Consider the following 12,924-nt stretch of genomic DNA (forward strand, 5'->3'; position numbering starts at 1 on the left):
CTGGTCCCACTGTGAGAACGTTGAACGTTAGCGTCTGCTTGATGGCGGCATTGCTGTTGTGTGGATGTAATCCGCTGATGAAGGCCACGCTGGCGAACTTCAAAGCCGTGGCCACCGGGCCTGACGACCTGGAGTTGACTCCGGCGCAAGTGGCCGAGGTTCAGTATCCGCAACTCAAGCTGACGACCCCTTCCGGCGAAGGGGTGTTGGCGATGGTGCGTGAGCGAGGTGACTTGCAGTACTGGGTCGCGTCCGGCAAGCAGGTGTTGTTGCTGCGCGACGGCCTGGCGGTTCGCACTGTCGGCCTGGGCTTTGAAGGTGACCTGGACGGGACCCGTATCGAAACGCAATCGCCGTTCAAGCAAGGCCTTCACCGATTGCCCGATGGATACACCAGCCAGCGCTGGATCGATCTCTATCGAGGTTACGAAGTGGGTGTTGCCGTGAGCAGCCGCTTTACCCGAAAACCCATGGAAACCCTCAGGATCCTGGACAAGGAATACGCCGTGCTGCGTGTCGATGAGCAGATAGAGGCACCGGCTATTGGCCTGCGCGCGACCAATCATTATTGGGTCGATCCGGATAACGGTTTCATCCTCCAGAGTGAACAGCAACTGACAGGGCAACTCAGGGTGAAGATCGTGCAGTTGACCTCTGAGCGCGGGGCTGTCCGTTGAAGTTTCCCAAGGTGTTATGGACGTGCCTTTTGTTGATCTGCGGTGGCGTGAATGCGGCAGTCAACGTCAGCGGTGATGTGCGCAATCCGGGGCCGGTCGAGCTGCAACCCGGGGGGCGCGTGCTGGATGTGATGCGTTTGGCGCAACCCAATCCTGAAAGCTACTGGCTGGCGGCCGCCTGGCTGCGACAACCATTGCTTGAGGAGCAGACCCGACTCAAGACCGGGGTCCTGTTTGACTTGAAGGTGCTGCAACGCACCGCATTGCTCTTCGATCGGCCCAGCCGGGCGGCGTTGGCGTTGCAGTTGTACGAGCAAGTCAGCCGCATGCCGGTTACCGGGCGCCAGGTGGCGGTCCTTGATCCGATCGCGGTGGAGGTCGGCTTCGCTCGCAACTTCCGCCTCGATGACGGCGACAGCCTTATCTACCCGAAGCGTTCCGATGTGGTTGAAGTGCTGGGCGCTGTCGCCGAACCGTGCCGGCTCGCCTTTCGCCCGCTGCAAGAGGCGCGGGATTACCTGCAAGGGTGTTCATCGCTGACCGATGCCGAAGCCGATTACCTCTGGATCGTTCAGCCTGACGGGGTCACCCGCCGTGTCGGCATTGCGCCGTGGAATCGTGAAAGCGGGCAGGTGCCTGCCGCCGGCAGCAAAATCCTGGTCCCTGTCAAAACCGATGATCTTAATCCGCCTATACCTGAACTGAATCAGCAGTTGGCCGAATTTCTTGCCACGCAACTGGCTGAGGTGGTTCCTTGAATTTACGTTTTGCTGCAGTGCTGTTGTTGCCGTGTGGTTTGGCTCATGCAGAGCCGCGATTGACTCAAAACGATTTCGGCGGCGTGGGCTTGATGCAAACGCCGACGGCTCGAATGGCACCGGCCGGCGAGTTGAGTGTGAATGCCAGTCGAACCGAGCCCTATACCCGTTACAGCGTTTCATTGCAGCCATTTGAATGGCTGGAAGGCTCGTTTCGCTATACCGCGATCACCAACCGCCGGTATGGCCCCGAGTCGTTGAGTGGCGACCAGAGTTATAAAGACAAGGCCGTGGACCTCAAGGTCCGCCTTTGGCAAGAAAGCCACTGGGCACCTGAACTGGCCCTGGGCTTTCGCGACGTCGGGGGGACCGGACTGTTCTCCAGCGAATTCCTGGTCGCCAACAAACGCTATGACGATTTTGATTTCAGCGCGGGTATTGCCTGGGGATACATCGGCAATCGAGGCGATTTCGACAACCCGTTGGGCTGGGCGGCTGATCGCTTCAACACCCGGCCGGACGGCGAGGGCACCGGTGACGTCAACACCAATGCCTATTTTCGTGGGCGACCTTCATTGTTTGGCGGCGTGACCTACCAGACACCCTGGGAGCCGCTCAGCCTGAAGCTTGAGTACGAAGGCAACGACTACAAAAACGAGCCGAAAGACAACGTCATCAAGCAAGATTCGCCCATCAACATCGGCGCCGTGTTCAAGCTGACCGATTCGGTCGATCTCAGCGCGGGTTGGGAGCGCGGCAATACCGCGATGTTCGGCATCACCCTGCACACCAACTTCGTCAGCCGCAAGGCGCCGGCCAAGACTTACGATCCGCCCGCGGAGCGTCTGCCGACACAGGCTCCTGCCACACCACCGGATCAGGTTAACTGGGCCAACGTGTCCCAACGTTTGCAGAAAAATGCCGGCTACAAAGTCGAGCGCATCACTCAGCGCGGCCCCGAGTTGTTTGTGTACGGCGAGCAGACGAACTATTTCCATTCGGCCAAAGCCGTCGGCCGCGCCAGCCGGATTCTGGACAACAGCGTCAACGACGATATCGACTGGTTCACCCTGGTGAACAAGCGCTACGACATGCCGCTGGAAGAAACCAGCGTGCCGCGCGAGACCTTCCGCGAAGTGGTCAACAATGAGGAGCCGCTGCAAACCTTGCACCGAACCACTGAGGTCAACGGGGCGATGCCGCATACCGAGACCACCCTCTATACTGCCGCGCGCGATCCCTTCAGCTATGGTGTCGGGCTGGGCTACAAACAGAACGTCGGCGGCCCTGATGGTTTGCTCTATCAGCTGAGTGCCGATGCGGACGCCGAGTATCGTTTCACGCGCAATACCTGGTGGAGCGGCCTGCTGAGCGCCAACCTGGTGAACAACTACGACAACTTTACCTACGACGCACCAAGTGGTTTGCCCCGGGTGCGGACCGACCTGCGCAAGTACCTGACGACCTCTGACGTCACCATGCCCACGTTCCAGTTCAGCCACGCCGAGCAACTGGATAAAGACCTGTATGGCATGGTCTACGGCGGCTATCTGGAGTCGATGTTTGCCGGTGTGGGCGGTGAGGTACTGTTCCGTCCGGCAGGCCAGCGTTGGTCGGTGGGTGCAGACCTGAACTACGTGCGTCAGCGCGAGTTCAACCAGGGTTTTGGCTTGCGCGATTACTCGACCGTGACCGGCCATATCACCGGTTATACCGACTTGCCTTTCGATACCCAGGCCGCCGTCAGTGTCGGCCGTTACCTGGCGCGGGATTGGGGCGCCACAGTCGATCTGTCACGGGAGTTCCGCAATGGTGTGCGATTCGGTGCCTGGGCCACGCTGACCACTGCGACGACAGCGGAATACGGTGAAGGCAGTTTCGACAAGGGCATCTACATCTCCATTCCGTTCGATGAACTGATGAGCATGTCGACCATGCGTCGGGCCAATATCGTCTGGTCGCCGCTGACCCGGGACGGCGGTGCACGGCTCAATCGCAGCTACTGGCTGCACTCGATGACCGATAGCCGTGACAGCGACTTGTTCTACCGTAACTTCGACAAGATCACTGAGTGAACGCGGGCGATCTGCAGGGCGATTAGCGCTGTAGATCGCATCGCGGTCGACCGGAAGGGAACAACCTCGAAGGTCTTTTAGTAAGCAGCGCCATCTTGCGCAGGGTTCTCTGCGTTAAAACGACACACTTGCAATGATAAGCCGGGGGCTGACTCAACTCCCGGCTTGAACAAGTGTTGCCGTGTGTCAGGGCGCCTGGTGTAGCAGGGGCGAAAGTGCGACTCAGCGCCTGATAGACGCCCATGAAAAAGGGGACTTGCGTCCCCTTGTCATTTTGCGGTGCCTGGTATTCAAGTGATCAATAGATGTCTTTTGACAGCAAGGTAAAAGGCGTCTTCACCAGGATCTTCAAATCCAGCCACAACGACCAGTTATTGATGTATTTGAGATCGATCTCCACACGCTTTTGCATCTTGTCGATGGTGTCGGTCTCGCCACGGCAACCGTTGATTTGAGCCAACCCGGTAATCCCCGGTTTGATTCGGTGGCGAGCCATGTAGGCGAGAATCTTCCCGGAGTAGTAATCGTTGTGCGCAACGGCGTGGGGACGTGGTCCGACCAGAGCCATATGGCCTTGCAGCACATTGATCAACTGCGGCAGTTCGTCAAGCGAAGTACGGCGGATAAAGCGTCCCACCGGAGTGATCCGAGAATCGTTACGGCTGGCCTGCTTGACCTCAAGGTCATCGTGCACGCGCATCGAGCGAAACTTCCAGACCTGGATCACCTTGCCATTCCAGCCGTGGCGGTCCTGCTTGAAGAACACCGGGCCGGGAGAGTTGAGTTTAACGGCCAGGGCAATCAGTAACAGCAACGGACTTAGAAGAACCAGGGCCAACAGCGCCACGCTCTTTTCCAACAGGCTTTTACTCAGTGCGGCGGTTGGCTGGCTGGTCAACGGGCTTTCATTCAAGTAGATCGCCGGCAAGCCGTCCACGACCCTTACCGAGTGATTGAGCAGCATCAGGCTGTTCAAGTCCGGCACCCAGACCACATCGACGTTGGCCCCCAGCAAATCGATATACATGGCTTCAATGTTTGCCGCTTCACTCAGGGGTAGCGTGATGTACAAACGGCGGATGTCATGGGTTTTGATCAGCGCCAGCAGATGCTCTTGCGGGCCTACGATCGGCGGTGAGCCCATCGCCAGCGGGAGCGTTGTGTCGGTGCTGACCAACCCCACCAGCGGGAAGTGTTCAAGGCTACGCAGCTTCCGGGCAAGACCCAGCGCCAACTCGCCCGTACCGACGATCAGGGTTTTATGCTCGCTTTGAAGTGACCGTTGATAGTATTGCGAGAATCCGTGCAGCGGCACGTACAACAGTGCCTGCCCGAGATAACCGCAGGCTGCCCATATGAGGATCAGTTGACGGGAAAACAGTCCATCGGCCTTACAGATGAATGCCACACAGGCCAATGCCGCCAGGGTCATTGTCCATCCCACCAACAAACGCCCCAATCCCTCCAGGTAATTATCTTTCTTTGCATAGACGCCACACCAGGTATAGGCGGGCACCGAGGCAAGTACCGTTAGAATTGCGCACACTCGGTAATAGAACTCCACCGTCCCGGTGTGGTAATAAACCAATAGAAACAACAGGGCTACAACAAAGCCCTGACCCAGTGCCCATTGTCCCCAGAAGGTCAATCCTTTGAGGTGGGTATTTCGATTGATACGAAGATTGTTAACCATGCGATATCCCCAAAATACGTCCATTCGCGTGTCGACAGACAAGAGCCAAGTTGATGTGGTAAGCATTATTATTTTTATAAGAGGGCAAAACATTGACGGTCGAAATGCCACTGTGCGGCGTGCTCGTCAGTGAATAGATTAATTTATTGGGCAGAAAGCTGTCTGACGACTTTTAACGAGTGGTAAGTTGGTGTGCTGGTTATATAGAGGCGGCGAAGTGTTAGAAATAGTCGATAATGAAAGTTGATTTCAGGAAGGGGCAAGCGAGATTGTCTGCGGAGAGGGGAGGGGCCGGAGGGTGAAATGGTGGGGTGCTTTTTTGTTTTTGTATGCACTACCATAGCGATCAATCTTATTGATTCAGGTGAGACTTTTCCCCCGTACTATTTTTTGAATCAGGCAATAGCCACGATTCCTCACGGCCCGGAACAAACGTTCACCATTGCTGGCACTCTTGAACTTTTCCTGTAGCCTGCTCAAGCACATTTCCAGGCCTCGATAATGCTCGGGTTCTCTGCCGATGCTCCGAATAAGATCATCTTTACTTACGACTCGCTCATCATGGTGCAGCATTTTCTTGACCAGTGTGGCTTCTAGCCCGGTCAAGACAACCTCTACGTCATCTTTGATCAACGCACCATTGCCATGACTCAATCGCCAGGCTTCTGTATAGGGATAATGCGGTTTTACCGCCTCATTGAGGAGTGAATCCTGGGTGTTTTCCCGGTCTTCATCTGCCCGTGAGGATATGTTGCTGAACCGCGTATCGGACTGGGCCGCTCGCCACTCGGATTCGAATGAAGAGAGAATGCGCTGTGTATCATGTCTGATAACGGGAGGGACAATTCTGTCCAGGTGAGGGGAAATAAATTCCATTAGTTTAGGGGCGGATGAGGGTAGGGCAACACCCTCGACAAACATCTTTGCCTGCGACGTACCAAATGAGTTATATCGCTCGCTCGATAATAATGCCTCAAGCTCTAGTTGTAATGCCGGGCTGTGAGTAACGACGACAAAATATTTTCTGGGGAGGGGTGTACTGCTTTCCATGTCTCTCTCCTGAAGGGCATACTCAGTTTTTAATTCAAAAGGTTGTCGGCAGGGGAGTAATGGCTCCCTTGAAAGTATTCAAACGGCAGCGCGCGCGCCAGTATATGGCTCGCGGCATGCTCCACTCTGTCAGCTATGAAGGCGACTTTAGTGGTGTGGGTCAGCATGGTCATGCGTTCGTGGAGACGATTGAATAATTCGGGGTTGCCCGTGAGTTTAAGGCTTAAGTCTAGGGTTGAAAGAGGGATCTTGATATAGTCGAAAAGATTCAGGGTTGTAAAGATCTCGATACTTTCATTGTCGATGTTGTAACCATCGAACGCGATTTCTATGCCGTGGTCTTTCAACAGATACACATTGTTGAGAATCTTCTTTTTTTCACTGAAACTGACCGCCGAAAGAGGCAGTTCATTGAAAGCGATAACCAGCGTCTGACCAAAGTTGTGCAGGGCGTCGCTGGACTGTATCAACTCTTCCGCGAGTGCTGAATCGGCGAGGTCTGATTGTCCGACGCAGACAAATCTACGACTTAAGTATTTGTTTTTGCTGGATATATTATGGTCTTTCAGCGAAAAGGCAATCAACCGGGTCTGCATGAGCACTTCACTGTAGATGCCGCTCATCTGCTGCATGGATGCCGCAAAAGATGCGTGGGCTGGCTGAGCCGGACTGTCGTCAAACTGTATTCTGATCTCGCTGCCAAATGGGCAGTCATCACGAGTAAGGATCAATTGTCGAGACAGATAATGACTCGCACGATAGATGTGTGACGCGCTCATCGTTGCGTTCATAATGCAATAACTCCCTGCATATTAATCATCAGGCGGTCGAGATGAGACCCCTGACGAGACGATATCCATGCCCACGAATACTTTGAATGGCGTTGGTGCCATACATGCCTTTTATCTTGCCGCGCAGGCGACTGATAGATTTTTCCAAGGCCCTTGGGTCATAAAACGTTATATTCAGACCCATGATTCTGGCGATTTCATCATGGCTCAGTATTTGATTTCTTGTTTCGGCAAAGGCTTCCAGGATTTTCATTTCCGGAAACGAAACATCCAGTTTTTTATAGTCTCCAATCAGGCACATACGCGTGGGGTCCAAGAGTAAACTGGCTCTTCGCATTTAAGGGTGTAGCTGATTTCTAAACCCTCCTGACTTCAGCAAGCACCTGGCTATGTAATTGGTTAAATTTCTAAAGCCCAAGGCGGTACCTCGTAAGTGCTCAAGTCGCCCGTTGATAGCTTCTGTTGGACCGTTGCTGGTTCCTGGCCGGTCGAAGTAGGCAAGGATGCTCTCAGCGTATTTTTTCAGCGTTTCCCCCAAGCCTTTCACCTCGATGAGCGCTTTGGGCAAGTCGCTGGCTGTAATGATATTTATGACCTCTTCCATGAGTTTTTTACCACGTTTTCGATCCGGCTCGTTGTAGGCGCTGACCACCCGTTGGTACATGCTCCAGGTGCAATCCACTTCGAGGTGGTGCTCATCTGCAAACAGCTGGAACAGTTGCTTTTTGTTGGCGTCAGACAGGTAGCTGATCCGAGTCAGTAGCGTTCGACGGCTTTTGTAGAGCGGGTCATTTTTACGCCCTCTGCGGCCCAGGATGTCGTGTTGCACACGCCGGCGGCATTCATCCAGCATGTTGCTTGCCCAGCGCACGACATGGAAAGGATCCAGCACGGTTTGGGCTTGAGGCAGGGCTTCTTGCGCTGCAGATTTAAACCCCGTAAAACCGTCCATGGCAATGCTTTCGATCTGGTCACGCCACGATTTGGGGCGACTCTGTAGCCATTGCTTAAAGGCTTGTTTGGAGCGGCCTTCCAGCACATCGAGCAAGCGGGCCGGCCCGTTTTTGTTACGCACGGGCGTAAGGTCAACCACGATGGTGACGTACTTGTCACCACAGCGTGTATGTCGCCAAACATGCTCATCCACGCCCAGCACGGTCACACCGTCAAAACGTGTCGAGTCATTAAAAAGCAGGCGCCGTCCTTCGTTGATAATGGCATTATTAGCGGTGTGCCATGCAACATCAAGCTGGCTCGCAACACGAGATACCGACAGATGATCCAGCACGATGGCAGCTAATGCCCAGCGTATCGCCCCATATGAAAGCTTTGAACGTGGAGGTGCTGCACTGTTTGTATCTTCATGCCAGAAACAGCCGCAAGCACAACGCCAGCGACGGATACGCAGCAGCAATCTGGTTGGTCGTTGTCCGTAAGGTGTGTGAGCAAGATGCCTATCGACAGTACCGCGTGAAACACCAGCAGCCCCGCACTTGGGGCATGGCTCGGGTGCTTTGGTTAAACGACATTCGATGACGGCGCGCTCTGCACAAAGATGTTGTCCAGTGGCAGTCAGGCCGAGGTTATTCAGTTGGCAAAAGCTGGAAAGATCAGGGCTAGAAAAGGTAAGATTGTTCACGTCGGGGGCTTAGTTTTTGTTGGTGTGAGAGCTTACATTTTCTAAGATCCTCGACTCCTTTTCCAGCCGGTCAGATTTTTTCTACACCCTTAAATGCGAAGAGCCAGTAAACTGTGTTGCTTGTGCCATTCTGCGCTATTAAAAAACTCGGAAAGTACGTCCGGGTTATCTTCAGGAAGCGTACTGAATTTAATGCAGTGGTCGGCGCCGGCAAGATAGTATCTCATCTTGTTGTAGGTGCCTTTGCCGGTGATGGCTACAAAGATAATAAGGGCCTGGTTATCGGCACGCATATTTTCCACCAGGGCGATGCTTTCATCAAACGCCTGAGGGCTGTCAATGACAATGAATACTGCACGGTATGAATGGGAGCCCTTATTTTTTCTAAACAAGTTGTTGAAGCACATAGTGTCAACGGGTATATCATGCGCTACATAGCTTGCAACTAATGTCCTGAAACCCTCAGCTAAACTATGGGTCCGCCCAATGGTGAGAATACCCGTCACCTCCTTTGTGTGGCTGTGGCTGGTATTCGTTAATTTCCCTGTAAGCATCATGCTTTGACTCGGCTGGGTGCTGACATTTGGATGTTAAAGCACCAATTCTCATTTGTGACTGACAATTGGTAACATTTCCCGGGTTTTCAAGCAGGTGTCACAATTTTTTTAACATTGTTGAGCAATCTGGCGAGATCCTTTGTGCCCCTGATGCTTGGCATGCACAGTGGCAAATAGGCATCATTGTGCCATCTTTTCGCGCAATGTCCCGCTTTTCCAGTTCAATAAGCCTGGGTGGGCGGTTGAAGCTGCCTTAGTTGGATTTTTATGGAGGCCTAATGAGTTACCACAACTAGGCTGCTTTAAGTGCCGGTTTTAGTATGTGTTTTGTTTGGAACTAGCTGATTTTTCTTGTTATGTAACGTTCTGGTTGATGTTGACATTCATGGACAATTATTAACGTTGAGTTTTAATGCAGGTCTGAATGCGTTTTACTGACTCGTTGGCGATAAAATCGTCAGTTCGTCAGCAGTTTTGCTTTTGTGGATGAGGGGGGGTAATGGATTTTTGGACTACCGTAACGGTATTGATTTTAGGCGTGGTGGAAGGGTTGACAGAGTTTTTACCCATATCAAGTACAGGGCACCAAATCATTGTCGCGGACCTGCTCGGCTTCGGCGGTGAGCGTGCCATGGCTTTCAATATCATCATTCAACTTGGGGCCATCCTGGCCGTGGTCTGGGAGTTTCGGCGAAAGATCCTCGAGATCGTCACAGGCTTGCCAACCCAACGTAATGCGCAACGGTTTACCTTGAACTTATTGATCAGCTTTATGCCTGCCGTTGTATTAGGTGTATTGTTCGCCGATAAGATTCACGAATATCTGTTCAATCCAATCACCGTGGCGGTGGCATTGGTAGTGGGCGGTATCGTTATGTTGTGGGCTGAGAGGCGGGAACATAGGGTGTATGTCGACCATGTTGACGACATGCGCTGGACCGACGCGTTAAAGGTCGGGTTCGCTCAATGCCTGGCGATGATACCGGGCACCTCACGCTCAGGATCGACCATTATCGGTGGGTTGCTATTTGGACTGTCGCGCAAGGCAGCCACCGAGTTCTCGTTCTTCCTGGCCATGCCAACCATGGTCGGTGCCGCCGTCTACTCAGGCTACAAATATCGGGATCTGTTCCAGGCTGGCGACCTGCCAGTCTTCACCTTGGGCTTCGTCACCGCGTTCTTTTTCGCCATGATCGCCGTGCGCGGCTTGCTCAAGTTTATCGCCAGCCACAGCTACGCCGCGTTCGCCTGTTACCGAATTGCATTCGGTCTGGTGATCCTGGCCACATGGGCATTCGGTTGGGTTAACTGGACTGAAGCAGCAGCGCTCTGACACGTGAACCAGGCTGCGGACCCACCAGCCTGGTATTTAAAAGATAAAACGGATTAACGCCCTTCAAGCAACTCAGCTGCCTGATCCAGCAACGCCAAAGGCTCTTTAGCCTTGTGGATATCCACCGACAACAACTGCCGAAACTTGCGTGCCCCCGGGAACCCGGTGCCCAGCCCCAGCACGTGCCGGGTGATATGGTGCATCGAACCGCCCGCATCAATATGCGCCGCTATATAAGGCCGCAACTTCGCCAGCGCCTCCGCCCGGCTAATCACCGGCGCCGTACTGCCGAACAATTGCTGATCCACCTCAGCCATTACATAAGGGTTGTGATACGCCTCGCGGCCCAACATCACACCGTCAAACGTTTGCAAATGCGCGTGACAGGCTTCCAGCGTCTTGATCCCGCCGTTAAGAACAATCTCCAACTCCGGAAAGTCCGCCTTCAACCGCGCCGCCACGTCATAACGCAGGGGCGGAATGTCACGGTTCTCTTTCGGCGATAAGCCCTCCAGAATCGCAATCCGCGCATGCACCGTAAAACTCGTGCACCCTGCATCCCGAACCGTACCAACGAAATCAACCAATTCCTCGTAACTGTCCCGCCCATTAATCCCGATCCGATGCTTCACCGTCACCGGAATCGACACCGCATCGCGCATCGCCTTCACACAATCCGCCACCAGCTGCGGATGCCCCATCAGGCACGCGCCGATCATATTGTTCTGCACCCGATCACTCGGGCAGCCGACATTGAGATTCACCTCGTCGTAACCGTGGTCCTGAGCCATACGGGCGCAGGCGGCCAAGTCGAGAGGGACGCTGCCGCCGAGTTGCAGGGCCAACGGGTGTTCGGCTTCGTTGTGACGGAGGAAGCGTTCGTGATCGCCATTGAGGAGCGCGCCGGTGGTGACCATTTCGGTGTAGAGGAGGGCGTTTTTCGATAGTAACCGTAGGAAAAAACGGCAGTGGCGGTCAGTCCAATCCATCATCGGGGCCACGCTGAAGCGGCGGGACGGCTCAGAACGGGTGGGGCTAGTGTTTACAGGCGCTTCAGGTTTTTCGAAATTCATTTGCACTGGTCTTTTATACAGCAGTTTTTACCCATTTTTCCTTGTTTTTCGAAGTCTGTTGCTACAATGTAGCAACTGACTTCAGCCATGTAGCAACTGGAAATGGGCACGATCACATCACGCAAGCGCAAGGACAACTCGACAGCCTACACGGCGCAGATACGGATCAATCGGGACGGGAAGACAGTTTATCAGGAAAGCCAGACCTTCGACCGCAAGCAGGTCGCCCAGGCCTGGATCAAGCGCCGGGAAACGGAACTGGCCGAACCGGGTGCCATCGAGCGCGCAAACCGCAAAGGCGTGACGATCAAGAAGATGATCGAGCAATACCTGGAGGAGTACGAGAAGATCCGGCCGCTGGGCAAGACCAAGAGCGCGACGCTGAACGCGATCAAGGACACCTGGCTGGGCGAGCTCGACGACTCGGCGCTGAGTAGTCAGAAGCTGGTGGAGTTCGCGCAGTGGCGAATGAGCAAGGAGGGTGGTGGCGTCCAGGCGCAGACGGTCGGCAACGATTTGTCGCACCTGGGGGCGGTGCTGTCCGTGGCGCGGCCGGCCTGGGGTTATGAGGTCGACCCGCTGGCCATGTCGGATGCTCGCAAGGTGTTGCGTAAGCTGGGCATGGTCAGTAAGAGCAAAGAGCGCAACCGCCGGCCGACACTCACTGAGCTGGACAAACTCATGCGACATTACTTTGAAATGCAGGCCCGCCGCAAAGCCCAAATTGACATGCCGAAGTTAATCGCCTTCGCCATCTTCTCGACACGCCGGCAGGAAGAAATTACCCGGATACGCTGGGACGACCTGGACTGTGCCCGACAGGCGGTCCTGGTGCGCGACATGAAAAACCCGGGACAGAAAATTGGCAACAACGTGTGGTGCCATTTGCCGGATGAGGCCTGGGCGATTATTCAAGCTATGCCGAAAACGGCCGATGAAATCTTTCCCTACAACGGTAAGTCCGTGTCGGCGTCTTTCACCCGTGCCTGTCCGCTATTGGGCATTGAGGATCTGCATTTTCATGATCTGCGGCATGAGGGGGTTAGTCGCTTATTTGAGATGGACTGGGACATCCCTCGCGTGTCGAGTGTTTCAGGGCATCGCGATTGGAACTCACTAAGGCGGTACACGCATTTACGTGGGAGAGGGGATAGCTATAAATCTTGGCGATGGCTAAGGGAAGTATTAGTCGGTGCCGCTGTTTAAGGTTTTTTCAAAAGCGAGGGTCGGTGGCAGTGTTGGATAGGCGCTCCTCGCCGGCCTACTCTGAAGCCTCTA

Annotated in this window: 11 protein-coding genes and 1 pseudogene; 5 read left to right on the forward strand and 7 right to left on the reverse strand. The window is 54.3% G+C overall.

Features of this window, described 5'->3' with window-relative positions; genetic code table 11:
- Window positions 1-11: 11 nt before the first annotated feature.
- From BLU63_RS21960 to BLU63_RS21970, 3 genes are read left to right on the forward strand one after another with little or no spacing between them, the layout of a single operon-like run.
- On the forward strand, window positions 12-677 hold the full coding sequence (locus tag BLU63_RS21960) for a YjbF family lipoprotein (RefSeq protein WP_083376202.1): 666 nt from the start codon (window positions 12-14) through the stop codon (window positions 675-677).
- A complete protein-coding gene (locus BLU63_RS21965) occupies window positions 674-1,435 on the forward strand; it encodes a capsule biosynthesis GfcC family protein (protein ID WP_083376203.1) in 762 nt (253 codons plus the stop codon). Before BLU63_RS21960 ends, BLU63_RS21965 begins: the two co-directional genes overlap by 4 nt.
- Complete coding sequence (locus BLU63_RS21970) at window positions 1,432-3,510, forward strand: YjbH domain-containing protein (protein WP_083376204.1); 2,079 nt, start codon at window positions 1,432-1,434, stop codon at window positions 3,508-3,510. The genes BLU63_RS21965 and BLU63_RS21970 overlap by 4 nt, the downstream gene beginning before the upstream one ends.
- A gap of 298 nt (window positions 3,511-3,808) precedes the next feature.
- Here BLU63_RS21970 and BLU63_RS21975 read toward each other — a convergent pair whose 3' ends face one another.
- The 6 genes and pseudogenes from BLU63_RS21975 to BLU63_RS22000 all read right to left on the reverse strand — a co-directional run bounded on the left by BLU63_RS21975 (window position 3,809) and on the right by BLU63_RS22000 (window position 9,240).
- Window positions 3,809-5,203, reverse strand: coding sequence for an undecaprenyl-phosphate glucose phosphotransferase (locus BLU63_RS21975; RefSeq protein ID WP_042932702.1), 1,395 nt, complete (start codon window positions 5,201-5,203; stop codon window positions 3,809-3,811).
- Between the two features lie 360 nt (window positions 5,204-5,563).
- On the reverse strand, window positions 5,564-6,253 hold the full coding sequence (locus tag BLU63_RS21980) for a winged helix-turn-helix domain-containing protein (protein WP_010456247.1): 690 nt from the start codon (window positions 6,251-6,253) through the stop codon (window positions 5,564-5,566).
- 29 nt (window positions 6,254-6,282) lie between these two features.
- The gene (locus BLU63_RS21985) at window positions 6,283-7,044 is read right to left on the reverse strand and encodes an EAL domain-containing protein (RefSeq protein ID WP_010456245.1); all 762 of its coding nucleotides are present in this window, start codon (window positions 7,042-7,044) and stop codon (window positions 6,283-6,285) included.
- A gap of 28 nt (window positions 7,045-7,072) precedes the next feature.
- A pseudogene (locus BLU63_RS21990) lies at window positions 7,073-7,378 on the reverse strand (winged helix-turn-helix domain-containing protein); the annotation flags it as partial.
- 3 nt (window positions 7,379-7,381) lie between these two features.
- Complete coding sequence (locus BLU63_RS21995) at window positions 7,382-8,683, reverse strand: ISL3-like element IS1411 family transposase (protein WP_011920678.1); 1,302 nt, start codon at window positions 8,681-8,683, stop codon at window positions 7,382-7,384.
- An 89-nt stretch (window positions 8,684-8,772) separates the two neighbouring features.
- Window positions 8,773-9,240: a hypothetical protein gene (locus tag BLU63_RS22000; protein WP_186543547.1), complete on the reverse strand. Its 468-nt coding sequence runs from the start codon at window positions 9,238-9,240 to the stop codon at window positions 8,773-8,775.
- A 499-nt stretch (window positions 9,241-9,739) separates the two neighbouring features.
- Between BLU63_RS22000 and BLU63_RS22005 the strand changes: the two genes are divergently transcribed.
- Complete coding sequence (locus BLU63_RS22005) at window positions 9,740-10,573, forward strand: undecaprenyl-diphosphate phosphatase (RefSeq protein WP_077748253.1); 834 nt, start codon at window positions 9,740-9,742, stop codon at window positions 10,571-10,573.
- Between the two features lie 53 nt (window positions 10,574-10,626).
- On the opposite strand, the gene dusA is transcribed toward BLU63_RS22005, so the two are convergent.
- Window positions 10,627-11,646: a tRNA dihydrouridine(20/20a) synthase DusA gene (gene dusA, locus BLU63_RS22010; RefSeq protein ID WP_083376205.1), complete on the reverse strand. Its 1,020-nt coding sequence runs from the start codon at window positions 11,644-11,646 to the stop codon at window positions 10,627-10,629.
- Between the two features lie 102 nt (window positions 11,647-11,748).
- On the opposite strand from dusA, the gene BLU63_RS22015 reads away from it, so the two are divergent.
- Complete coding sequence (locus BLU63_RS22015) at window positions 11,749-12,852, forward strand: tyrosine-type recombinase/integrase (protein WP_083376206.1); 1,104 nt, start codon at window positions 11,749-11,751, stop codon at window positions 12,850-12,852.
- The last annotated feature ends 72 nt before the right edge of the window (window positions 12,853-12,924 follow it).

The sequence above is a fragment of the Pseudomonas mandelii genome, assembly GCF_900106065.1.
Lineage (GTDB): Bacteria > Pseudomonadota > Gammaproteobacteria > Pseudomonadales > Pseudomonadaceae > Aquipseudomonas > Aquipseudomonas mandelii.

Bases quoted from the DNA above. Each gene is read 5' to 3' on its own strand.
- BLU63_RS21975 (WP_042932702.1), bottom strand. From the start codon at position 5,203: ATGGTTAACAATCTTCGTATCAATCGAAATACCCACCTCAAAGGATTG.
- BLU63_RS21980 (WP_010456247.1), bottom strand. From the start codon at position 6,253: ATGGAAAGCAGTACACCCCTCCCCAGAAAATATTTTGTCGTCGTTACT.
- BLU63_RS21985 (WP_010456245.1), bottom strand. From the start codon at position 7,044: ATGAACGCAACGATGAGCGCGTCACACATCTATCGTGCGAGTCATTAT.
- BLU63_RS22000 (WP_186543547.1), bottom strand. From the start codon at position 9,240: ATGATGCTTACAGGGAAATTAACGAATACCAGCCACAGCCACACAAAG.
- BLU63_RS22005 (WP_077748253.1), top strand. From the start codon at position 9,740: ATGGATTTTTGGACTACCGTAACGGTATTGATTTTAGGCGTGGTGGAA.
- dusA (WP_083376205.1), bottom strand. From the start codon at position 11,646: ATGAATTTCGAAAAACCTGAAGCGCCTGTAAACACTAGCCCCACCCGT.
- BLU63_RS22015 (WP_083376206.1), top strand. From the start codon at position 11,749: ATGGGCACGATCACATCACGCAAGCGCAAGGACAACTCGACAGCCTAC.